The following is a 22233-nucleotide window of genomic DNA, read 5'->3' as shown; positions in this document are numbered from 1 at the left end:
TTGTAGTGGTAGTCATATAGCAATTGGTATGCCAGTTTGAAAAATAAAAAATATTTTTTATAAAATTATTAGAAATCAATTGATTAAGAATTTATTTAAATTGTGACATTAAGAGCAGATTTTAAATAATAGGCTATTTTGTTTCATTGAAACATTATATTGTTAAATGAAACATAAAATGAAACATGAGAAAGGTATCGTCTTTATGGATAAACCGATTATTTGGACCGTCTCAGTATCGAGATTATTCACGCTTTTTCGGGATATTAGCCCTGAGTTTAGCGAACAAGCTGACATTACCCCATTAAACCTTGGCTTTGAGCAGGCGGCAGAAGCCGTACGTGAGCGTTTAAAAGAAGGGCATTGTGATGCCATTATTAGCGCAGGTTCGAATGGGGCTTATTTGAAAAGTCATGTTTCAGTTCCGGTTATTATTGTCAAAATCAGCGGCTTTGATGTGATGCAATCATTAGCAAAGGCCAGAGAAATAAGCGATAAAGTAGGAATTATCAATTATAAAAATATCATTCCTTCATTGGATGAGTTTCAATCCCGCTTCGGTTTGCATATTGAGCAACGAAGTTATGTGACAGCGGAAGATGCGAGATCGCAGCTTAAAGCTCTAAAAGCGATGGGAATATCAGTCGTGGTTGGTGCGGGTTTGATTATGGACCTTGCCGATGAAATGGGCATGACAGGGATTTTTGTTTACTCGACGCAAACGATACGACAAGCATTTTCTGATGCGATTGAACTGAGCAGATTATCACAGCAAAATAGTCGTTCCCAAGATAAGTATTTGCCCGTTAACCCTACAAAAGTTCGCTATACTATCAATGACTTGATTGGCTCTTCATCCCCCATGGAACATGTGCGGCAAACGATTATGCTGTATGCCCGTTCAGATGCGACTGTACTTATTCAAGGGGACAGTGGAACAGGGAAGGAAATGGTTGCACAAGCAATCCATCATGAGTTTAGCTTATTTAATCAACATAAGCGCAGTAAAAAACATATGCCATTTGTGGCTGTAAACTGTGGCGCAATTCCGGAAACATTGCTAGAGGCTGAACTCTTCGGTTATGAAGAAGGGGCATTTACAGGGTCTCGACGCGGTGGTCGTGCTGGGTTATTTGAGATCGCGAATGGTGGAACGCTGTTTTTAGATGAAATAGGTGAGATGCCAATTGCATTACAAACTCGGTTACTTAGGGTTCTGGAAGAGCGTTCTGTGGTACGTGTGGGGGGGTATAAACCTCTACAGGTGGATGTGAGAGTTATTTGTGCGACACATTGTGATTTAGATAGCTGGGTAAAAGAAGGGCGTTTTCGAGCTGATCTTTTTTACCGACTTGGGGTGCTAAGAATGCGAGTGCCTGCTCTCAATGAGCGCGGAGACGATATTTTGGTGCTAGCTGAAAGGTTATTAAAGCTAGCATTTGCAGGTTTGATGCTGCCATTACCTTCATTTCGGGTCCAGCAATTGTTGGATAGCCGTGATTTTTTTGTCAATTATGCGTGGCCTGGTAACGTACGTGAATTGAGAAATTTAATGGAGCGTGTGGCATTGTATTGCAGCGCTTATCCAGAAAAAGCAATTACAAAAACGATGTTAATGAGTTTGTCACCAGAAAGGCATATCGATGATGGCACTGAAATAGTAACGGAAAATAAACTTGATGAGTCATTAGAGCAAGTGATGGCCCGGTTTAATGGGGACCGCAAAGCCGTAGCTCAGTATTTAGGGATTAGTAGAACAACACTTTGGCGTCGTCTTTCAACTTAAGTCGGTCAGTTATCATTGGCATTGATTAAACACTCCGTAATTATTTTATGAGCTATAAGTTAAGTGTTGGCTATTTTGGAAACGAATCATCTAATGCCTACGCTTATATAAAAAGAAAAAGTGATGGGGTTATTGAATATAAAATAGTTGGGGGTGATTGGCTTTATATAGTCAATATTGTAATGAATAAATTAATAAATGAATTATTTTGTGGGATAGCACTTTTCGCTACTTGGAATATTACTTAAGTTGTATCAAAAAGTAACAGAAACTATTTAAGCTTTGCTTTGTTTAACTTGTTGTTTTTAATGTGATAATTTATTTTTTGTACCAGTGTTTTATCTAAGTTATCCCTGGTAAAAAACGTGATTTTTCTCACATAAATTATTTTGCTAGTCACCATTAGATTTTCTCATTTTAACTTAGCGATTGAACGATCTATATTGCGCTCAAATTAGTCTTACCTTTGTTATTTTACTACTGCACTAATCGCCGAATTGTGTTCCTTTTTTAAGAACACAACGTTGTCGTATTCTACGATGTAGTTGCAGCGCATATTATTTACTTTGTTAGTTGGAGAGTGGGGCGTGAATCAGTCCACTACTATCATGCGCAAACGCGACAATGCATTCGTTCCTGTTGCAGGGTTAACGATTTTTGCTATTGCATCGGGTTATTTAATGAGCTTAATTCCTCTGTCGATGGGGAGTTTTGGCATTGACACACAATATGCCGGGTGGTTAGCCAGCGCTTATTATATTGGCTTATTAATTGGTTCAATGCTGATTGAACCTGTTATTGCAAAAATAGGCCATCGCTTAGCATTTATTGGTTTTCTGTTAATGTTAGCGGCAACGGTGATTGTACTACCTTGGGTTCCTACCATTGAAGCTTGGCTGCCGAACCGCTTAATCGCAGGGGTTGCTGTCGCCGGTATTTTTGTCGTTGTTGAATCTTGGTTATTGATTGGTGATAACCCTAAAGAACGAGCAAAACGCCTAAGTTTTTATATGACTTCATTATATGGCGGGACAACACTAGGTCAATTGGCGATTGGCGTTATTGGTACGCATGGTGCATACCCTTTTATGGTGGTTTTAGGGTTATTATTATTAGCTGTTATGCCGCCATTATTTGTGCGTGGAGGCCAGCCTGAAAGTGGCTCACACCAAAAATTATCATTAAAGAAAATATCTCGTTTAAGTAAACCCGCAATTATTGGTTGCATGGTTTCGGGTATGACGATGGGCACTATCTATGGGTTAATGCCACTATCATTGAAAAAAGATCAATTTACCACTGACCAAGTGGGTGTTTTGATGGCTTCAATTATTTTAGGTGGGATGTTAATTCAGCCAGTCGTCAGCAAGTTATCTGTTATGATGAGTAAAACATTATTATTGGCGATGGTTTCTTTGTTAGGTGTTTTCGCGATGGGGGTGATTTATATCTCTAGCGATTATTTAGTCATGATTGTGGCTCTAGCATTATTAGGGATGTCAACATTTGCGCTATATCCTGTTGCAATTACCTTAGCTTGTGACAACCTTGATTCGTCCTATATTGTTGCAGCAACTCAGGTTATGCTATTTAGTTATAGTATTGGCTCAGCAATGGGGCCGATAGCAGCTGGGACTTTTTTAAACCAGCAGAATGGGCTAGTGGATTTCTTCTTCCTTGTATTGTTGGTAACGGCAATTTATATGTTAATTGCTAGCTTACGCCGTAAAGCGAGTGTTTTGGCGAATTAAATTTACTCAGTTTGCCAACAACAAAAAGGCTCTGTTATTTAGTACAGAGCCTTTTGTTTTATTTAGTATTATTTTTTCTTGTTAGCGGCAGGGGTGGCGAGTTTAGCCCCTACAGGAACATCATTTTTTGCTGGTGTGATCCGCTGCTCCCACAATTCCCCCAGTTTAAAGTCCCATGAAAGAGGCGATATTTCTGTTCTGCCTGCATTTGGTGCAAAGGTCAACTCACTAAAATAAAGTGTATTTTCATCTGACATTAAAAAGTCGGCTCGACAGTAGTCAAAAGGAGTGACCAGGATTTCGGCTAGACGTAACATTTCTTTAAACAATGGTGGTTCAGGAACAGGGTCTAACATATTCGGGTAGCCAAAGGTAACGGGCTGCAACTGCCAATTAACATCATAGATGTTAATAAATTCATTACCAAGCTCATCAGTATAATCAATTTCAGCATAGACAGGTTTACCAGAGAAACAGTGAACACGGCATGTTTCAGGCACGAGTTTTTTGTTTTTATTGGCAAATAAATCAATATATTCCTCGCAGATAATGCGTGCTGGAATATTTTTATAATGACGTTCACGAGTAATGTAATAAAGGTTTTTGGTTAAATGAAATGCCAATTTATCCTTTGCTTTCGGCCAATTAAATTCAGCTTTATTATTACATATAACGCTACTGCCGCTATCATGACTACATTTTAAAACAAAACATTCCGGTAGGTCATCAATAATGATTTCATTGGCATTTTTATAAGTCGCTAAAATAGGGACTAAATATTCATTACCTATTGTACGGGAAACATAATCACGTACGGCTAGTTTATTTGCAAACTGAGTGTAAAGTGGGTTTTTGTCACGTAGCATCCTAAAATTCACCTTCTCATTAAAGCTTTTCGGGGCTTTAAAATCAGGACGATAATTAAGATTTTTAGTAAATTTATTAGCCAGATACGTTTTATCACTGACAACAAATGTGCGTAATTGTTTTATAAAATACTCTGCTTTTTTCATGCGAGTTTTAACCATTCTAAAATTGTAGTGTGTAGTTTTAAATATAATTTTTCTTCGATTATATTTTTTATAACTTAAATAAATCATCAATAAACGTAATGTCCGACTTAATAATTTCTTAATAAATTAATGCTAAATAAATGATAAATAAAAGGTGTTGGTTGTAATGAAGGATAATGGGTTGCTTATTTTTATATCAATAATTAAATCAATTGTTTTAATTGATTGTTATTAACAATGTTTTTTTAGTAATAAAATAGCAAAAGTCTAACGTGTTACTCTTAAGTAATTATTTTGATGGTGACATATCCTAAATTAATTTATTTAGGATATGCTTGGCATTGCGAAAGTAAGGGGGGAATAAGACAACATTGTTTAGGGAATTATGATAAGGGAGGCTCCCCCATTTGTCGTAAGAAACGTAACTGCGCAGCAACAAGCTGTTTGTAATTAATGCAACGATACGGCATGTTATGTTGTTGTGCTAGCGTTGCCAAAATCTTGGCGAGAGCAGGGTAATGACGGTGGTGCCAATTAGGGAAAAGGTGGTGAGTGAGGTGGTAATTTAACCCACCGGTTAAGCGCCACAAATAATGAGGTGAAGGGACCCAATCACAAGCCGTCACAAAATTATGATGGTACCAACCATGTTTTATTTGCTTGTCATCAGGAGCGGTAAAAAATTGTGTTTCTGCCCAATGAGTACCGAGGAGCAAGTAAATGACAAAAATAGAGGCGACCATTTGGCTTAATAAATAAGTAATAAATATTGTGGTATAACTGATCCCATGGCTATGAGCAAAGAATAACGGCAACCCTATCATTAAGATTAAATGGCCTAATTTGCTAGCAAGAAAGAGGCTCCATCCTAACTTACCCTCTAAAACTTTTTGAGTTTTTAAGCGTGTTTTCCCAGTTCTATCTGACCAATCAAATACTAATGCAATCCATGTCAATGAGAGTGAGGCAACAAAAGGCCAATAAATATGTTGATATTTCATAAAGGGACGCCATTTCTGGAATGGCGTTTGGCGAAAAACCCCATTTTCTTCAGTATCTAGATCATAGTGTTCAATATTGGCGTAATGATGGTGATAATGAACGTGCCGTGTACGCCAAAATTCAGGCTCTAGTCCCAGAGGTAAGGTTACGAAGCGCCCAAATACGCGATTTTTCCAGCGTGTTTTAAACAGGGTATTGTGGCAAGCGTCATGTTGGCCTATTACATTTAATAACATAATAAGTAGAACGAATACAAAGTAAGAGGATACGTAAACCAAAGTGGACGAGGTAAACAGTGTTGGCAGGTAACTCAATAGAGCAATAGCAAACAAGGTCACTATAGCTATTAGGTCAGCTTTCCCTGCATATACATGGTCTTGTTTTGCGTGCAGGTACGCTTGGCTCGCCTGTTTTAATGCGCTATGAAAACGTTTTTCGTCAGCATTTGCAAATGTTAATTCGAATTCAGAAGGGTGCATTAATACTCTCTGTGGGGGTGATTTTCTTTAGAATCTATACTATAGCGTTACTCCGTAAATAGCCGCAAAATAAAAATGAAAAGCAGTGATGGTTTCGACCTATTCTTAACCAAGAAAAAGTATTCGTTATATCCTATTTTTATTAAATTCGCTGGCTATTAGCCAATAGTGCTTAATTGATGAGAAGTTTAAGAAGTCAGTTTAATCAAGGCAGGAAACGACTATATAACGATAATAGTTGAATTAAACTAATCGATTTGGTTGGGAGAATAATGCTTAACCAGAGAAAACTGATAAGATTAAGGAACAAATTTTTAGCTACATCCTTGTAGAATAGTCCGTTGAACATAAAGTAACAAAGAAAAGTATGTCTGTCTGTAATAAAGCATCAGAAAGAATGTTTTTAGCTTCATTTAGTATTTATGATAAATAATCATTATCATCATTACGGTGTTTTACGCATTTTATTTGTTATATTCTATTGGATTAAGCTAAATTAGGAGGTTGCCTATATTAAATAATGTACAAAAATGATTATATTTTAGTGATTAAAATATTTTTGTATGTAGGAGTCTTGAATGAAAAAAGTATTGTTAATATTTTTATCAATATTATTTATCCCATTATCTTCTTCGGCAGGATATAAATACTATGGTTGTGAAAATAAAATTTACCAATTAGAAAAGCAATTAAGATATGCCAAAATGCATGGGAATCGAAATAGAGTTGCTGGGTTAGAACGTGCGATTACTAAGGTACAAAATAATTGTTATGACCATTATTCGGGTGCGACAGGCCCTACGAGGTTGAATAATCAGTATCACCTTGACAATACTGAGAAATTAGAGCGAGAAATAGATGCTCTTCGCGAAGAAATCAACCGATTAAAAACCTTGAACAACTAATCTAAACCTTGGTTATTAATTTGCAAAGTAGATAACCCATCTTTGGGATATTTACTTTGCATTTTTCATCGAAAATTTTTTACGCTTAAGTGGGCGAGGAAAATTACTTTTCAGCCTGGTATTTGACGCTTTTATACCTTTCTTTCTCTGCATATAAGTTAATTATACTTTATAAACCAAATAGATAATTTATTTTCTCACTAAGGGGAATTTTAAGTTTTTATTTTTACAAATAGATAAGCCCTGTACAGATAATCTCTTAGATACTATACTCCCCCTATGTATAAGAAAGGGCTTGAATATGCCACATTCACCAAAAGAAAAAAAAGCGGTACTGACGAGAGTCAGGAAAATAAAGGGGCAGTTATTAGCTCTAGAGTCGGCTTTGGAAGATGAAGCTGAATGCGCCGCGATTTTACAGCAAATAGCGGCAATTCGCGGTGCAGTTAATGGTTTGATGGCTGGGGTATTAGAAAGCCACTTACGCGAAGGGCTTCAAGAGTCAGCAACAACACAATTGCAAAAAGATTCAGTGGATGATGCTATTTCACTGATTCGAACATACTTGCGATAAATAAATAAGGAATAATGATGAAATCACGTGCAGCAGTCGCATTTGGTCCAGGCGAACCACTAAAAATTGTAGAGATTGATGTAATGCCTCCTCAAGCTGGGGAAGTGTTAATTAAGATTAGCCACACGGGTGTTTGTCATACGGATGCTTTCACCTTGTCAGGCGATGACCCAGAAGGGCTTTTCCCCGTTGTCTTAGGGCATGAAGGTGCTGGGGTTGTTGTGGAAGTTGGTGAAGGGGTAACAAGTGTTGAGGTAGGTGACCATGTTATTCCTCTTTATACTGCGGAGTGTGGGAAGTGTGTTTTCTGTGAATCAGGTAAAACCAATTTGTGTGTGTCTGTACGGGCAACACAAGGTAAAGGCGTAATGCCTGACGGTACAACGCGTTTTTCCTATAACGGGCAACCTATTTACCATTATATGGGGTGCTCAACCTTCAGTGAATATACTGTGGTTGCAGAAGTCTCTTTAGCGAAAATTAATCCGCAAGCCAATCATGAAGAGGTTTGCTTACTAGGTTGCGGTGTAACAACAGGTATTGGCGCAGTTCACAATACGGCGAAAGTACAAGAAGGTGATTCTGTTGCTGTATTTGGTCTAGGTGGTATTGGCCTTGCTGTCATTCAAGGGGCAAGACAAGCAAAAGCTGGGCGCATTATTGCGATTGATACTAACCCCGCAAAATTTGAATTAGCACGTCAGTTTGGTGCAACGGAATGTTTAAACCCTAAAGATTATGATAAACCCATCCAGCAGGTATTAATTGAAATGACGGAGTGGGGGGTTGACCATACTTTTGAATGTATTGGTAATGTCAATGTGATGCGAGCAGCATTGGAAAGTGCCCACCGTGGTTGGGGGCAATCAATTATTATTGGTGTTGCTGGTGCAGGGCAGGAAATATCGACTCGCCCATTCCAATTGGTTACAGGTCGTTCATGGCGAGGCACTGCATTTGGTGGTGTGAAAGGGCGTAGTCAACTACCAAAAATGGTTGAAGATGCAATGAAAGGGGATATCGAACTCGCGCCGTTTGTGACACATACCTTACCATTAGATAGCATTAATGAAGCATTTGATTTAATGCATGAAGGTAAATCAATTCGTACAGTTATTCACTACGACTAAGGGAGGGGGTCATGGAGAGAATTGAACGCCATGCCTCTTTTGGGGGGTGGCAAGATGTTTATCAACATCAATCTACGGTGCTTGGCTGTGAAATGAAATTTGCTGCCTATTTACCGCCTCAGGCAAAAATTCAGCCTTGCCCAGTGATTTATTGGTTGTCAGGGTTAACCTGCGATGAGCAAAATTTTATTACTAAGGCGGGTGCGCAGCAGTTTGCTGCTCAGCATGGTGTTATTTTGGTAGCCCCTGACACAAGCCCTAGAGGGGCTAAAGTGGCGGATGATGAGGCTTATGACTTGGGTCAAGGAGCGGGTTTTTACATTAATGCTCTGCAAGCTCCATGGAATAGCCATTACCAAATGTATGATTATATTGTGTCGGAATTACCCACTTTGGTCGAAGCTCATTTACCCGCTTCAGATAAGCGCTCCATTTTTGGTCATTCCATGGGTGGGCATGGGGCACTGATGATTGGCTTACGTAATACGGGCCGTTATTGTAGTTTATCTGCGTTTGCACCTATTGTGGCTCCATCTCAAGTTCCATGGGGGCAAAAAGCATTTACGGCATATTTAGGGGATGAACGGGAGCGTTGGTCTCAATACGATACGGTAAATTTGCTTGAAAACGCGGACTCTATTCCCCCAATATTAGTCGATGTGGGTACGGCGGACCCTTTTTATAAAGAACAGTTAAAGCCTGAATTGTTTGCTGATATTTGCGATAAAAAACAGCATGCATATACATTAAATTTACGCGATGGTTATGACCACAGTTACTATTTTATTAGTAGTTTTATTGGTGAACACATTGCGTTCCATGCATTACATTTGAAATAAAATAACTAAAACATAAAAAGTGGGGCTCGATAATGAGTTTCACTTTTTTATTATAAAAATTAGAAATATTTAGATAACAAATTTCAGAGTATTATTCTATTCAAAGTGTTGGTTTAATAATTTGCTCACAGCATTGATTGCACTTATTGCAACATCTCTATTTGGGTCATGACAGAGTTCAAGTAATCGGTTAATTGTATTATTTTGCTCAATAGGTAGTTTACAGTTACCTAAAGCTGAAATGGCGGCTATTTTGACGTCATCATTTTTTCGTTTAGTTAAACGAAGAAATGTTTCTAACACTCTGTGATCCATAATTTATCCTAAAAAATACTATTATTAAAAATAGATGGGAGAAATATATTAATATTATTAATTTCCTAATTATTAAAGTGCAGGAACGTTGATATTAGCAAAATAAAATTATAAATAATATTAAAAAAACTCGGTTGCTGTGTGCTATTTTATGAGAGAGTTTAATCACCAAATTACCTAATAAGTCATAGGGGTTTATCTTCGTCGTTATCAGGTTCAATGGTGATTTTTCAGGGAATAAGAAAGCCTGTTAAAGTTTATGACAATAAGCTAGAAGGTGAGTGCTATATACAATAGCATGACTCGAAAAAATAGTATTACCCATAGATTAAAAGTGGTCAGAAAGTTTACTTAATGCTTTTATTGCAGATACCGCAACATCTTTATTTGGGTCTTTGCATAATTCAAGTAGCCGAGTGACAGCCGTCTGCTGCTCAACTGTGGCTCGATAATCCCCCAATGCAGATATGGCCGCTATTTTTACATCATCATTTCCTCGGTGTGTTAATTCTATTAATGTTGTTATGATATTATTTTCCATGTGCTTCCTTGTCAGCTTTACTAAATCAGACATGCATTCTAAGTGAAATTACTTGATATTTATTTTTTAATTTAGGCTTATTATTAACGTATTGTTTTGATTCTACTCATTTTTAGAATAATAACCACGTTGTATATTTAATAATGGTAAATCAATAGGCTATGCAGGAAATAAATCATCACGGCAACAACTTATAAGAGTAGGGCTATTTTAAATAGTGACAGATAATTAGATTAAAGGGTAAATAAAAGCACTTTAGCAAGTTATGAGTTAAAGTGCTTATGGGGTAATTAATATTATAAATAAATCAATGGCGTAAATAAATATATGGTGTGTTATTTTCAGGGTGTAGAGTGACGCCTAAATCTGCTTGATACCAACGCGTTAGGTTTTCGGTGGTTAATACATCAGTAGGAGAACCTTTCGCCACAAGTTGACCATCATGGATTAATAAGACTTTATCCGCATATAATGCTGTAAGGTTAAGGTCATGCAATACGCAGCAAACTGCTAGTGGCTGTTCACGAGTGAGTTGGTGTAATAACCGTAGGCTATGCTGTTGGTGGTATAAATCGAGAGCAGAGGTTGGCTCATCAAGAAATAAACAAGCCGGTTGTGGGGTTGGCTGCCATAATTGGGCTAACACGCGCGCTAATTGGACTCGCTGTTGTTCCCCCCCTGAAAGCTGCCGGTAATCCCGTTGACGCAATGGTTGGCAGTGCGTTTGTGATAACGCCTCATCAATGGCAAGGTGCTTGTTTTCAGAGCCATAAGGTGTTCTCCCCATAGCAACTACATCTTCAACCGTAAATGCAAATTGCAGGTGACTATGCTGTTTCATGACAGCGCGTTTACGTGCTAAGTGGTTGTGATCCCAATCGGATAGTGCCTTGCCTTCTAAAAAGCAAGCACCTTGAGTTGGAGTATTGTAGCCGGTGAGTAACTTCAATAAACTGGATTTACCTGCACCATTAGGCCCAATAATAACGACCATTTCCCCTTGTCCTATCGATAAACTGATATCTTGGATCAAGGTTTTGTCGTGGATTTTGTAAGATAAATTTTTGGCTTCTAACAATGTTGGTTTCATTTGCGTCATTTAAATTTTCCCCGCGGGTTGCCGTAGAATCAACCATAAGAAATAGGGGCCACCAATAAGGCCTGTGAGTAAACCAACAGGTATTTCTGCAGGGGCAACAGCTGTTCGCGCAATAGTATCGGCAATTAAGAGTAGTGAAGCACCGACTATCGCAGAACCTGGAATTAACCAGCGGTGATCAGGGCCAAGTGTCATGCGGATCAAATGCGGAACGACTAAGCCAACAAAACCAATGACACCGCTCATCGCAACAGCACAGCCGACCAACATGGCGCTAAGGAAGAGTAAAATAAATTTAGCACGTTCAACATTTAGGCCAAGATAATGAGCGTCTTCATCGCCGAGTTGTAAGATATTAAGCTTGTTCCCTTGTGCTAAACAGACAACACTGATGGGCAAAATAACGGAAGCGGCAATAGCCAATGAAGTCCAGTCAACATTCCCGAGTGTTCCCATCATCCATAAGCTAAATGTTCTGAGTTGTTGGTCATTACTGATATAGCTAAGAACCCCAATAAATGACATACACAATGCATTAATGGCAATTCCGGCTAATAAAAGCCGTGCTAGATTGCCATTTGATGAACGATTCAAACTAAAAATAATGAAAGAAACGGTCAGGCTACCCACGAATGCGGCAGCAACGTGACCATAGCCCTGCATAACCGTCGGCAATGAAATGGAAAAAACAATAAAAGCGGCAACGGATAAAGCAGCACCACTACTAATCCCCAATAAACTTGGGTCCGCAAGCGGATTACGAAATAGGCCCTGCATAATTGCACCTGAAACAGCGAGTGCAAGGCCGACTAGGATTGCAATTAAAATACGCGGCAGGCGAATGTTTAACCAAATTTGCCAGTCGGTATCTGTGGCAGAAGCTTGCCACAGCGTTTTAAATGAAAAGTTCATTGCACCTGCATTAGATGCGAGAACGGTCAGGCCACAAAGCACTAGAAATAAAACGATAATCACCAAAAATGGGTTTTTAAAACGGCTCATTGGGACTTTTCTAATGCCTCACGTAGTTGTTGCATGACTTGAGGGGTACCTAAGCTAAAGGTGAGCATACCGACATCGTCAACAACGAGCAGAGCTTTGTTTTTCCCAGCAGGTGTCATTGACATTCCCTGTAATTTCCACACTTTATCGATTCCCCCTAGTGACTTAACGCCTTCTTCCGTAAACACGATTAAATCAGGTTGGCTTGAGAGTAACCCTTCTTGAGATAAAGGGCGGTAACTCTCAAAGTTAGACATCGCATTTTTTGCCCCGATGGCGCTGATAACACTATCTGCGGCAGTCTGCTTCCCTGCTGCAAGGGGCAGGACTCCGCCATGGCTCATGATAAATAGAACTTTTTTATCAATAGGCGTTGTATTGACCTGGCTTAGTGCTTGATTAAATTGATTAATAAGTTGCTCGCCTTGGCTCGTTTTTCCCACGGCGTTAGCAATAGTCTCAATTTTTTTGGGAATGGCTTCTAAATTAGGCTTCCCCGTTACCTTGATGATTTTTACACCACTTTTTTCTATTTGTGATAATGCCATCGAAGGTTTTGCGAGCTCACTCGCTAGTACGAGTGTTGGGCGCATGGATAACACGCCCTCCGCATTTAGCATCCGCATGTAGCCAACATCAGGAAGTTTGGTTGCTTGCTCGGGGTGAAGGCTGGTGCTATCGCGGGCAACGAGTTGTTGTTCCGCTCCTAGGGCATACACAATTTCAGTGACGTCACCACCTAAAGTGACGATACGTTCTGTTGCGTAAGCACTCATTGATATGACCAGCGTTGCAATTGTTAGAAGCCATTGTTTCATAATAAGTTACCTAGTTTTAAATGCGTGGTAATGCGGTGACTTGTTGGCGCCATTGCTCTTGCTCTGGAGTCCCTTCGGTACGCTGCCCATACATTTGTGCGATTTGATTTCCTTGGTTATCAAAGACTTCAAGACTAGTTACAAAGCCATCTTGTGTGGGTTTACGAGTTACCCAGCATTCGGCAATGCCATTTTCAATCATGTGCAAGGTGAAATCAGGGTTGAAAATGTTTAGCCACTTTAAGTCTGAACCTTCGCTTTGGTATGGCATGATTTTTTTTATTTCACCAGTAAAAATTTGCACACATCCGCGGTTGCCCACAAAAATCATGATTTCATTCTGATCCTTAAATGCAGTATTAATCAGCTGATTGAAGGAATCATTAGGGACTTTCCAAGCTAAATCATCGCTAACAGCGGCAAAAACTTGCTGGCGGCTTAAGTTATTTTTCTTTAACAACACAAAAAACTGATGGACATCCGTCATATTGCGCCATTGTTGTTCTAACTGGCGCTTTAGTTCCTCGCTAATAGGTTGACTGGTAAAAGGAACGATGGGCTGATGAACTAATTCTGCATTATCTTGGGTTGTGTATTTGTCAATGAGCGCATACCAAGCCGCCATATCCGTTTCTTCAGTGGTATAGACCTTATGTAGAGCATCACCATGTTTGTCAAAGAACTGAATACTGTGGCGTTCACCTTGTTTGCTTTCTTCAGTCAGGGCAAAAATCGCATCCCAGTGACTAAAAAACATCCGCAAATCAAGTGCGCGAGGGTTCAAAATTAACCCACCATGCGGGCTAAATGTGGCATTGTCATAGCGACCAACTTGCTCATGAACCACGTATTCGTTGCGAGTAATAGCTTTGACTTTCCCAACACTGGCCAATTCGGTCAGAAGCATAGGTGCATCAATATCTAAGCGCACAGCTTTATCATGACCCACACGACTGTGTAGCAGTTGTGCTTCAGAAACATTTAAATAAGCGGCAAGATCACGAGCGTATCTGGCTTTATTATCTGCTTTAGCTTGTTGGTAACGCTCGAAAAGTGTTGAATTCACGTGTATCTCCTTAAATTGTGTGAATTACCATTGGAAGCTGACAAGTAGCTTGGCATTACGACCATCTTGCGGAATGCCTTGCGATGAGTAATATTCTTTGTCGAAGGCATTGCCTAATACCACACTCGTTCCTAACCCTTTGAGCTGCCCATCACCTTGGTAACTGACGTAAAAGTCATGAACTGCATACCCCGCTTGTTTAGGGGCTTTTGAGGCTTTATTGAAATTGGTGTGGCGTGTAAATTCGCTTAACCAGCCTACAGAGAACCCACTATTGGCGACAGGGATTGACAGGTTGCTTGTGACGGATTCTGGCTTGATGGAGGTAATTGACTCACCATTGAATTCATTAATTCCTTCAGTGCGGTTGTAAGCTAAACTCCATTTGGCATAATCATTTGTATAATCGAGAGAAGCATCCCAACCCCAAATTTTGGCGCGTTTGGCATTGATAGAGGTGGTGTAGTTTTCCACCATATTAACGTCGGTATTGATGTAGTCTTTCGCTTTAGTATCAAAGTAGCTCGCTTTAAACTGTAGGTTGTCACGAGCCATCATTAAGTCATCAAAACGCAAACCAAAGCCATATTCAGCTGTCCGAGTTGTTTCTGGTTTTAAGTTTGGGTTAGGACGCCATCTGTTAAATTTATTCGGTCCCATAGGGAAGTGAATACTATCGTTATACATTTCCATCATGGTAGGTGCGCGAAATGCTTCAGAATATGAAGCAAACAGCATTGACCAGTCAGTTGGCGTAATACTGACTGCTCCTTTAGATGACCATTTACCTTCTTTGACTTTTTCATTACCTTTCGCTTTCGATTTATAATGGTCATAACGTGTGCCGATAATGAACGAAACAGGTAAATCTTTTAAGGTGATCTCATCTTGTAAAAAGCCAGAAGCAAAGGTGATCTCAGCATCAGGGAATTGAGTGGCTGCCGCGTAAGGGGTTTGTTTTTGCTGATAAGCTTCGCTGCCATAGGTTAAGTTATGCGAAGCAACAGGTAAGTCGTAGAAATTAGTTTTATTATCAATCTTTATACCAGAGGTTTTTTGCGTACGCCCCTCATAAGGGGTGCCTTGCCCTTTGGCTGTGATATTGACCTCTGAATAATAAGGCGTCACTTTTAGGTCGAGCCAATTCTGTGAAGACGGTTTTAAATGGTATGTCGCTTGTGCATCACGTTGGCGAGTCGTGCGGTTAACTTTTAAGTTTTTAGGTGTACTAGTGAGCTCTTGAGGGTTTTTTGGCTCGTGAGCATCGTTGTTGTAGTAACGGAGTTGGCCTGATAATTTTTGCGTATCGTCTATTTGCCATGTTCCTTTAGCTAATAGGTTGCCAATAGTCTCTTTGTTATCCATGTCATCGCCATTACTCATGCGAATATCGCCAGTCTCTTTGGTCACGAAACTGAATACGCCATCAAGGTTGTCGCTACGACCAAAAGCGGTACCACCAAAACCAATACTATGGTCTCCAGTTGAGCCTTGGGTAAATACGCGGAAGCCGTGGTTTTGCCCTTCACGTAATAAATCTTTCGCATCAACAGTTTCCCACGCGATGACTCCCCCCATGGCACCACTACCATATAGCAAAGCTGAAGGGCCTCGAATGATTTCCACTTGCTTAATCAAGGCAGGGTCAATAAAGGTACCATTAATATGGCCCGTATCAGTACCTTGTCGTACACCGTCAACAAGCGTCAAAATCCCATTGCGATCAAAACCACGCATATAAATATCTTGGCCATTGGTGCGAGCGGTTCCTGTCACACCAATTCCAGGCACTTTACGTAAAATATCATTCACGTTATTTGCAGTTTCGGTTTCTGGGGAATTATTTTTGATTACAGTCACCATCATTGGTGTATCAAAGCTATCGCGCTCAGTCCCAGTGGCATAGACGGTCATAACATCGTTGGCATTCTTTTTGGATGAGACTTCAGTGGTTTGGGCCTGTGCACTGGCTATAACCCCCAATATCGCACTGGTTATAACTGACACTCGTAAAACATGGGACATAATTGTGAGACTCCATAACGTATTTTATTTTTCGCTGTATTAAACAGAATGAGTTAAATATTTATTAATTAGCAGCTTATGGCTAAATAAAAGTGAGTGGGTCAGGGGGAACTGACTTTGGTATCACACAGGGGAAATTGAGTGTAAGTGGTGCGCTAGCATAAGAAAAAAGGGGAGTTAATGACTGTAGATCACTGAGATAGGCGTAGTTTGGTTGTGATAACGGAGTAACGTTATCTGTCATTTTACGCAAATAGAATGGTGTAAAACCATGTTGGTGGATCGAATAGTTATTTATGTATACAGGGTGCCCAGAGGCAAAAATAGGGTATACAGACGTCAGTTTAAACTCCATAAGAAACCTTTCCTATGCTTAGATTAAGCTGGCTGCCTGGATAATAACCTAGGTGGCTTGCGATTTATATTTTTGGCACAGACTACTTAGTTAAAATCAATTTACCTGTACGTGTTTGTCTTAATAAATAAAGTTCGCCATTATGTTGAATTGAGACCTTGCCATTAGGCCCCAAGAGTTGTTGGCTTTCTATTACGTCAGCTTTAACGGTTTGCTTTGCCGTTTCGACGTTGTGTTCTGCAACTGGCGCTGTCATATTATTTACCACACTAAATTTGTTGATAATAGAAATGATATTGAGAATGATTATCTTTAGAATCATTGCCAATATCAAGCGTTTTTCACAAACAAACAACAAAAGGGATACAAACCTTTGAGTCGGGAAGAAAATTATTCATTATGGGAGAGTTAGCAAAGGCAATAAGCGCGATGCAATGCTAAGCTATAGTTAGGGTTCACTGCTGACTCATGGAGAAATAAAGTGAAATTACTCATTGTTGGGGCAACAGGGCTAGTCGGTAGCCATGTATTATCATTAGCTTTAGCTGACCCTCGAGTCACGCAGGTTATTGCGCCTACGCGCCGTGATTTACCTGAGCATGCTAAGTTATGGGCGCCAACGGTTGATTTTAATCATTTGCCAGATGAGGCAGATCTTTGGGGAGTTGATGCGGTGGTGTGTACTTTAGGGTCAACAATGAAAGTAGCGGGGTCAAAGGCTGCATTTCGCCGAGTTGATTATGATTACCCGTTAGCCTGTGCTGAGCTCGCTAAAAAATGGCATTGTCCAACCTTTGTTTTGACTTCGGCATTAGGCGCTAATGCTAATTCCCCTTTTTTCTATAGCCGAGTGAAAGGGGAGCTTGAAAAGCGTTTAATATCATTGGGGTTTTCTTCTTTAACAATAGTGCGTCCAAATGTCATTAGTGGTCACAGAAGCCAAGAACGCCTTGGTGAAGTGGTGGTAATACGGGTTATTTCGTTTTTATCTCGTTTGCTTCCTGCAAGTTGCCAAATTAGCCCTGCAACTAATATAGCCTCAGCGCTACTCGAAGGCGCAGTCAATCCTATTCAGGGTGTGAATATTGTGTCATCAAAACAATTGGCATAACCAATTCACTCATTAAAAAATGAAGCTTAATCGATTAAGTTTTTTTGATGTCGGTAACAAATTGAAATAAAAATGTAATAAAACTGTAACATTTAAGTAGATTCACCTATTGTTGCTATCAATGTATTGTCATATTTTTGCCTGCTAATACTTTTAGTAGGATTCAATATGTCAATATTTAAGGAACAACCAGATGTGCCAGTAACGATGTCAAAATCGGAAATCGACGCAAAATATAAATACTGGCGTCTGCATTTAATGATTGTTAGTTATATTGGTTATGCTGTTTTTTATTTCACACGCAAAAGTTTTAACTTTGTTATGCCTGAAATGCTAACTGATTTGGGGATCACAAAGGGTGATATCGGAATGGTTGGGACAGCTTTTTACCTAACTTACGGCGCTTCTAAGTTTCTGTCTGGGATCATCGGTGACCGCTCTAATCCACGCTACTTTATGGGGGTTGGGTTAATTGCCACTGGGGTCGTGAATATTCTATTCGGTTTAACATCATCCATATCCATGTTTATTGTGTTATGGATGGTAAATGCATTCTTCCAAGGGTGGGGATGGCCACCTTGTGCGAAAATCCTCAATACATGGTACTCACGTAATGAGCGGGGTCTATGGTGGGCGATTTGGAATACCTCGCATAATATTGGCGGTGCCATAATTCCAATTTTGTCTGGTGGTGTTGCATTAGCATTAGGGTGGCGCTACGGAATGATTATCCCTGGTGTTATTGCTATTGTGATTGGTATTGGTTTGTGTATTTTGCTACGTGATAGGCCGCGTACGATGGGGCTACCGACAGTTGGTGAATGGCGCAATGACATTGAAGAATTAAAATATGAAGCCAAAGGGGCGGGGTTACCACTAGGCCAGATCCTTAATCAGTATATTTTTAAAAATAAGGTATTGTGGGTATTAGCGCTGTCTTATGCCGTAATATATATCATTAGAACCGGGATCAACGACTGGGCTAATCTTTACTTAATTGAAGATCATGGTTTTAATCTACTGTCTGCGAACGCCGTCGTTATGATGTTTGAAATTGGTGGCTTTTTTGGGGCTATCGTAGCTGGATGGGGTTCTGACTTAATCTTTAAAGGTAATCGTGCGCAGATGAATGTCATATATGCGCTAGGGATTATCATAACGTCATTCTGTTTATGGATTGTGCCAGTTGATAACGAATATGTATTTTCATTCTTATTTTTTATGACTGGTTTCTTTATTTTTGGTCCACAGTTCCTTATTGCGATGGCCGCTGCTGAAAATTCACATAAAAATGCTGCGGGTGCGTCAACAGGCTTTGTTAGCTTATTTGCTTATATTGGGGCATCAATTGCAGGTTATCCGCTATCGTTGGTGATTGAAAAATACCAATGGAATGGTTTCTATTCGTTATTATTAACCTTGTCCATTTTCTTGATCCTACTGTTGATAATTGCGATGGCGATGACAAAAAAGAAAATCAGTAATGATGCATAACGGTTTATCATAAAACCCAAAGGTCACTTTGATAGTGACCTTTTTTCGCTAAATTAACCTTGAATTTGTGCAAGGGAACCGTACAAGTTATACAACACATCATATTCGTCTTGTTGGTAAAAACGTATTTTATTCCAACAAAACTGCTTCGCAACTTCAACAGTAAACCTTGTAGCATCAACAAGTTCACTTTCATAACTTGCACCGGTTTCGCTACCGGGGACCAGTGCTTTGGCTGTGATGGCTAAGCCAACTACAGGAGCATGGGTAGCAACATGGGGTTGCATAATGGAATTGAAATGATAAACACCGTTTTCATAAGGGGAAATATCTTGCGTGGTAATTGGGAATGTTTTTGCTACATCACCAGTCGCATATTCCATTAAACGCACTAAATCTGGAGAAACTCGCAAAATATAGCCTTGCTTGGCAGTTGGTGAAATCGCAATTCCTCGGTGTTTAATAATACTATTTCCCTTGGATGTATCGATAGATAAAATGGCATCCATCTGTTTATCGACTTCGTATTTATTCATCGTAGCTGAGGAAACGGGCATCCCCATAAAGTCGACAGGGTCATGAGGGGTTATCGAAACATGGGTTGCAATATGGGAGGTTATAATCACATCCCCTTTAAGCCGGCTACCTTTTGCTGCCATATCAAGTAGTTTCATCGCACTTGCAAAGGCAACAATAGAGCCATCAGCATCAGACACTAACCCGATTCGATTAGGTTGCGCTTGTTGTGCCCCTAAACGGCCAATAATACCAAGTGTTGGGTAATTTCCACCAGATAGTTTTCCCTCTGTACCGGGAATGACAACCTTAATAAAATGGCATAATTGACGAGTATCTTCAGGAGCCTCGTAGTTGACTGAGGTCACCGTGATTTGAGCATGGTCGGGGCTAACAGAGCTTAATAACGAGGACATTTTTTCCCCATCAACATGGGGGCTGTCCAATAACTCATAGACTTGGCTAACATAGTTCAATGACATTATTATGCTCCTTTAATCATATCTAATCGGAAAGGTTGGTTAGTGGTAATTTCTTCAATTTTATCGGGGCCACGTAGCCATAATGCATTTTGGTCACCTAAAATAGTGCCTTGTTCATTTTCAATAAATAACGCGGTACCTTCGTAGAGGGCAATTAACTCTTCGGTTGGGTTAATCGTCAAAAATTCATTTAAACGTTCCTCGCGGCTTTCCCCATTGTGACCAACTGGTTTGCCAGAAATAAAGTGTGGGTTAATTTGAAATGGTGATATGTTCAGTGAATTAAATGAAGGTGGTTGAACAATAGGCATATCATTAGTTGTACGGATCGTAGGGGTTGCAACATTACTTCCTGCACTCCACCCCATATAAGGTACTCCATCCTGTTTGACGCGCTGGGAAATTATGTCAACAATTTTGGCATCGTATAGGCGTTTTAGTAGAGCGAATGTATTTCCCCCACCAATTGCGATAGCTTGTGCTTCCTGCACTGCACTAATCGGGTCGCTAAAATGATGAATGGATTTTAATTCATAACCTAAGGCCCTAAATACAGGTTGTACAATGGCTTCAAACTTATCAAAGCTAAAAGTCACTGCGGCATAAGGAATAAATAAAATATTTTGTTTTTTATGTTGTAATAATCGATGAATTTGCTCATCAGCATGTTCTAAATAATTCATGTTTCCCATGCGTGAACTACTCATTAATAATGCTTTAGTCATTTTTTATTCCTTTGTAATATCATTAATTGCGTTAATAAATAAATCTATTTCTTTTTCAGTATTAAAATAATGCAATGATAATCGAGCCATTCTTTCTATGTTATAGAACTGCAAAATTGCCGTTGCCATAAAATGCCCTGATTCAATAATGATATTTTTAGCTTCTAATTTTTGCATTAATAAATCAGAGGAAATACCCTTAATGTTAAATGGAATTATTCCTATACGCTGATTGCTATTATCTGGACCATATATTTCAATATTTGGAATTGTGGCTAATTTCTGCATAGCATATTGTGTGAGGGTTTGATTACGTATTTCAATTTGCTCGATACCTAATTGGGATGCATAGTCTAATGCAGAGTTCAAACTGATAATTGCAGGGATATTTGGGCAACCTGCTTCAAAACGTTTAGCGGTCTTGGGTAATATCACCGTACCTGTTTTAGGGTCGATGCTACTATTCCACCAACCAACTAGCATTGGGGTTAATAAGGGGATTAACGACTCACGGACAAAACATATCCCACTGCCTTCGATTGCTCTTAAGCCTTTTCGTCCACAAAAGGACATAAAATCACATTGCCAACTTTGAACATTAACACGATACATTCCAATAGCCTGAGAGGCACTGACATGGCTTAATACCCTATACTTTTGGGCTATTTCACAGATAGCCTGCACAGGTTGCATAACGCCAGTTATATTAGATAATGCCACAAAACTGATGAGTTTCGTTTTGGGGGTAATGGCGCATTCTATGGATGCGGGAGAAATAACCCCTTGCTTATCGGCTTGAACAGTAACAATTTTTATTCCTTTTTCTTCTGCTAGCAATTGCCATATTGAAATATTACTGAGCATTTCGGTATCCGGGATAATAACTTCATCACCTGCTTGCCATGAAATACCTCTAGCAATTAAACAAATGGACTCTGTACCATTTTTAGTGAATGCAATTTCATTTTCTTTAGCACCAATAAACGTGGCCATTTTTTTCCGGCAAACTTCGACCTGCTGGTATGTTGCTTTGCGAAAACTTGGCAGATAGATACCTTGTTCTGCTGTTTTGTCGAGGTAGGCCTTTACCGCATCAATGACCGGTTTGGGTGGGGGGGCTGCGGCTCCAGTATCGAAATAGACGTAGTTTTGTGAGACTAGGGTATCTTGCTGTGCTTGTTGCCATATATTCATCATAATTATAT

General features: G+C 39.6%; 22 protein-coding genes. 8 read left to right on the top strand and 14 right to left on the bottom strand.

What is annotated here, in order from left to right; translation table 11 throughout:
• Nucleotides 1-205: 205 nt before the first annotated feature.
• Complete coding sequence (prpR, locus tag ACHB7C_RS12280; RefSeq protein ID WP_395347472.1) at nt 206-1786, top strand: propionate catabolism operon regulatory protein PrpR; 1581 nt, start codon at nt 206-208, stop codon at nt 1784-1786.
• Between the two features lie 608 nt (nt 1787-2394).
• Nucleotides 2395-3537 (top strand): MFS transporter, encoded by a 1143-nt coding sequence (locus ACHB7C_RS12275; RefSeq protein WP_042845016.1) that lies wholly within the window; start codon nt 2395-2397, stop codon nt 3535-3537.
• 68 nt (nt 3538-3605) lie between these two features.
• Here ACHB7C_RS12275 and ACHB7C_RS12270 read toward each other — a convergent pair whose 3' ends face one another.
• Together ACHB7C_RS12270 and ACHB7C_RS12265 are read right to left on the bottom strand one after the other, a co-directional pair.
• Nucleotides 3606-4550 (bottom strand): ATP-grasp fold amidoligase family protein, encoded by a 945-nt coding sequence (locus tag ACHB7C_RS12270; RefSeq protein WP_129466203.1) that lies wholly within the window; start codon nt 4548-4550, stop codon nt 3606-3608.
• Nucleotides 4551-4933: 383 nt separating this feature from the next.
• Complete coding sequence (locus ACHB7C_RS12265) at nt 4934-6031, bottom strand: acyl-CoA desaturase (RefSeq protein WP_272678825.1); 1098 nt, start codon at nt 6029-6031, stop codon at nt 4934-4936.
• Nucleotides 6032-6609: 578 nt separating this feature from the next.
• On the opposite strand from ACHB7C_RS12265, the gene ACHB7C_RS12260 reads away from it, so the two are divergent.
• The 4 genes from ACHB7C_RS12260 to fghA all read left to right on the top strand — a co-directional run bounded on the left by ACHB7C_RS12260 (nt 6610) and on the right by fghA (nt 9479).
• A complete protein-coding gene (locus ACHB7C_RS12260) occupies nt 6610-6936 on the top strand; it encodes a DUF1090 family protein (protein WP_166685941.1) in 327 nt (108 codons plus the stop codon).
• 301 nt (nt 6937-7237) lie between these two features.
• Entirely contained in the window at nt 7238-7510 is a 273-nt protein-coding gene (gene frmR / locus ACHB7C_RS12255; protein ID WP_166685940.1) for a formaldehyde-responsive transcriptional repressor FrmR, read from the top strand.
• A gap of 17 nt (nt 7511-7527) precedes the next feature.
• Complete coding sequence (locus tag ACHB7C_RS12250; protein WP_042845011.1) at nt 7528-8640, top strand: S-(hydroxymethyl)glutathione dehydrogenase/class III alcohol dehydrogenase; 1113 nt, start codon at nt 7528-7530, stop codon at nt 8638-8640.
• Nucleotides 8641-8651: 11 nt separating this feature from the next.
• Complete coding sequence (fghA, locus tag ACHB7C_RS12245) at nt 8652-9479, top strand: S-formylglutathione hydrolase (protein WP_042845010.1); 828 nt, start codon at nt 8652-8654, stop codon at nt 9477-9479.
• A gap of 96 nt (nt 9480-9575) precedes the next feature.
• Here the strand turns inward: fghA and ACHB7C_RS12240 are convergent, their stop codons facing one another.
• The 9 genes from ACHB7C_RS12240 to hemP form a co-directional block, all read right to left on the bottom strand.
• On the bottom strand, nt 9576-9794 hold the full coding sequence (locus tag ACHB7C_RS12240) for a HEAT repeat domain-containing protein (protein ID WP_042845009.1): 219 nt from the start codon (nt 9792-9794) through the stop codon (nt 9576-9578).
• Between the two features lie 328 nt (nt 9795-10122).
• Nucleotides 10123-10335 (bottom strand): HEAT repeat domain-containing protein, encoded by a 213-nt coding sequence (locus ACHB7C_RS12235; protein WP_131680645.1) that lies wholly within the window; start codon nt 10333-10335, stop codon nt 10123-10125.
• 307 nt (nt 10336-10642) lie between these two features.
• Nucleotides 10643-11434: a heme ABC transporter ATP-binding protein gene (locus ACHB7C_RS12230; protein ID WP_395347456.1), complete on the bottom strand. Its 792-nt coding sequence runs from the start codon at nt 11432-11434 to the stop codon at nt 10643-10645.
• Nucleotides 11435-12436 carry an iron ABC transporter permease gene (locus ACHB7C_RS12225; protein ID WP_131680644.1) on the bottom strand — a complete coding sequence of 334 codons (1002 nt, stop codon included), beginning with the start codon at nt 12434-12436 and terminating at the stop codon, nt 11435-11437.
• Nucleotides 12433-13254 carry a hemin ABC transporter substrate-binding protein gene (locus ACHB7C_RS12220; RefSeq protein ID WP_042845005.1) on the bottom strand — a complete coding sequence of 274 codons (822 nt, stop codon included), beginning with the start codon at nt 13252-13254 and terminating at the stop codon, nt 12433-12435. Before ACHB7C_RS12220 ends, ACHB7C_RS12225 begins: the two co-directional genes overlap by 4 nt.
• Before the next feature lie 16 nt (nt 13255-13270).
• Entirely contained in the window at nt 13271-14320 is a 1050-nt protein-coding gene (locus ACHB7C_RS12215) for a hemin-degrading factor (protein ID WP_395347453.1), read from the bottom strand.
• Nucleotides 14321-14344: 24 nt separating this feature from the next.
• Entirely contained in the window at nt 14345-16345 is a 2001-nt protein-coding gene (locus tag ACHB7C_RS12210) for a TonB-dependent hemoglobin/transferrin/lactoferrin family receptor (RefSeq protein WP_131680642.1), read from the bottom strand.
• An 82-nt stretch (nt 16346-16427) separates the two neighbouring features.
• Entirely contained in the window at nt 16428-16700 is a 273-nt protein-coding gene (locus ACHB7C_RS12205; RefSeq protein WP_129466200.1) for a hypothetical protein, read from the bottom strand.
• An 82-nt stretch (nt 16701-16782) separates the two neighbouring features.
• Nucleotides 16783-16956, bottom strand: a complete 174-nt coding sequence (gene hemP / locus ACHB7C_RS12200; RefSeq protein WP_094301214.1) for a hemin uptake protein HemP — start codon at nt 16954-16956, stop codon at nt 16783-16785.
• Nucleotides 16957-17181: 225 nt separating this feature from the next.
• Here hemP and ACHB7C_RS12195 point away from each other — a divergent pair, with 225 nt between their 5' ends.
• Together ACHB7C_RS12195 and uhpC are read left to right on the top strand one after the other, a co-directional pair.
• On the top strand, nt 17182-17811 hold the full coding sequence (locus ACHB7C_RS12195) for an NAD(P)H-binding protein (protein WP_042844998.1): 630 nt from the start codon (nt 17182-17184) through the stop codon (nt 17809-17811).
• A 168-nt stretch (nt 17812-17979) separates the two neighbouring features.
• Nucleotides 17980-19305 (top strand): MFS transporter family glucose-6-phosphate receptor UhpC, encoded by a 1326-nt coding sequence (gene uhpC / locus ACHB7C_RS12190; protein WP_042844996.1) that lies wholly within the window; start codon nt 17980-17982, stop codon nt 19303-19305.
• A gap of 53 nt (nt 19306-19358) precedes the next feature.
• Here uhpC and ACHB7C_RS12185 read toward each other — a convergent pair whose 3' ends face one another.
• From ACHB7C_RS12185 to ACHB7C_RS12175, 3 genes are read right to left on the bottom strand one after another with little or no spacing between them, the layout of a single operon-like run.
• Entirely contained in the window at nt 19359-20303 is a 945-nt protein-coding gene (locus tag ACHB7C_RS12185; protein ID WP_048607809.1) for a DUF1177 domain-containing protein, read from the bottom strand.
• Nucleotides 20304-20305: 2 nt separating this feature from the next.
• Nucleotides 20306-21028 carry a dipeptidase PepE gene (gene pepE, locus ACHB7C_RS12180; RefSeq protein WP_048607808.1) on the bottom strand — a complete coding sequence of 241 codons (723 nt, stop codon included), beginning with the start codon at nt 21026-21028 and terminating at the stop codon, nt 20306-20308.
• Between the two features lie 3 nt (nt 21029-21031).
• The gene (locus ACHB7C_RS12175) at nt 21032-22225 is read right to left on the bottom strand and encodes an aminotransferase class V-fold PLP-dependent enzyme (RefSeq protein WP_208325137.1); all 1194 of its coding nucleotides are present in this window, start codon (nt 22223-22225) and stop codon (nt 21032-21034) included.
• Nucleotides 22226-22233 lie beyond the last annotated feature (8 nt).

It is taken from the genome of Providencia sp. 2024EL-00732 (assembly GCF_044006275.1).
GTDB classification, from domain to species: domain Bacteria; phylum Pseudomonadota; class Gammaproteobacteria; order Enterobacterales; family Enterobacteriaceae; genus Providencia; species Providencia huashanensis.
Note: the sequence above shows the minus strand (reverse complement) of the source record. Positions and strands in the feature narration are given on the sequence as shown.

Bases quoted from the DNA above. Each gene is read 5' to 3' on its own strand.
- ACHB7C_RS12220 (WP_042845005.1), bottom strand. From the start codon at position 13,254: ATGAAACAATGGCTTCTAACAATTGCAACGCTGGTCATATCAATGAGT.
- fghA (WP_042845010.1), top strand. From the start codon at position 8,652: ATGGAGAGAATTGAACGCCATGCCTCTTTTGGGGGGTGGCAAGATGTT.
- ACHB7C_RS12270 (WP_129466203.1), bottom strand. From the start codon at position 4,550: ATGAAAAAAGCAGAGTATTTTATAAAACAATTACGCACATTTGTTGTC.
- ACHB7C_RS12260 (WP_166685941.1), top strand. From the start codon at position 6,610: ATGAAAAAAGTATTGTTAATATTTTTATCAATATTATTTATCCCATTA.
- hemP (WP_094301214.1), bottom strand. From the start codon at position 16,956: ATGACAGCGCCAGTTGCAGAACACAACGTCGAAACGGCAAAGCAAACC.
- ACHB7C_RS12250 (WP_042845011.1), top strand. From the start codon at position 7,528: ATGAAATCACGTGCAGCAGTCGCATTTGGTCCAGGCGAACCACTAAAA.
- ACHB7C_RS12205 (WP_129466200.1), bottom strand. From the start codon at position 16,700: ATGGAGTTTAAACTGACGTCTGTATACCCTATTTTTGCCTCTGGGCAC.
- ACHB7C_RS12210 (WP_131680642.1), bottom strand. From the start codon at position 16,345: ATGTCCCATGTTTTACGAGTGTCAGTTATAACCAGTGCGATATTGGGG.
- ACHB7C_RS12185 (WP_048607809.1), bottom strand. From the start codon at position 20,303: ATGTCATTGAACTATGTTAGCCAAGTCTATGAGTTATTGGACAGCCCC.
- uhpC (WP_042844996.1), top strand. From the start codon at position 17,980: ATGTCAATATTTAAGGAACAACCAGATGTGCCAGTAACGATGTCAAAA.
- ACHB7C_RS12275 (WP_042845016.1), top strand. From the start codon at position 2,395: ATGCGCAAACGCGACAATGCATTCGTTCCTGTTGCAGGGTTAACGATT.
- ACHB7C_RS12235 (WP_131680645.1), bottom strand. From the start codon at position 10,335: ATGGAAAATAATATCATAACAACATTAATAGAATTAACACACCGAGGA.
- ACHB7C_RS12240 (WP_042845009.1), bottom strand. From the start codon at position 9,794: ATGGATCACAGAGTGTTAGAAACATTTCTTCGTTTAACTAAACGAAAA.
- ACHB7C_RS12175 (WP_208325137.1), bottom strand. From the start codon at position 22,225: ATGATGAATATATGGCAACAAGCACAGCAAGATACCCTAGTCTCACAA.
- prpR (WP_395347472.1), top strand. From the start codon at position 206: ATGGATAAACCGATTATTTGGACCGTCTCAGTATCGAGATTATTCACG.
- ACHB7C_RS12225 (WP_131680644.1), bottom strand. From the start codon at position 12,436: ATGAGCCGTTTTAAAAACCCATTTTTGGTGATTATCGTTTTATTTCTA.
- ACHB7C_RS12265 (WP_272678825.1), bottom strand. From the start codon at position 6,031: ATGCACCCTTCTGAATTCGAATTAACATTTGCAAATGCTGACGAAAAA.
- frmR (WP_166685940.1), top strand. From the start codon at position 7,238: ATGCCACATTCACCAAAAGAAAAAAAAGCGGTACTGACGAGAGTCAGG.
- ACHB7C_RS12230 (WP_395347456.1), bottom strand. From the start codon at position 11,434: ATGACGCAAATGAAACCAACATTGTTAGAAGCCAAAAATTTATCTTAC.
- pepE (WP_048607808.1), bottom strand. From the start codon at position 21,028: ATGACTAAAGCATTATTAATGAGTAGTTCACGCATGGGAAACATGAAT.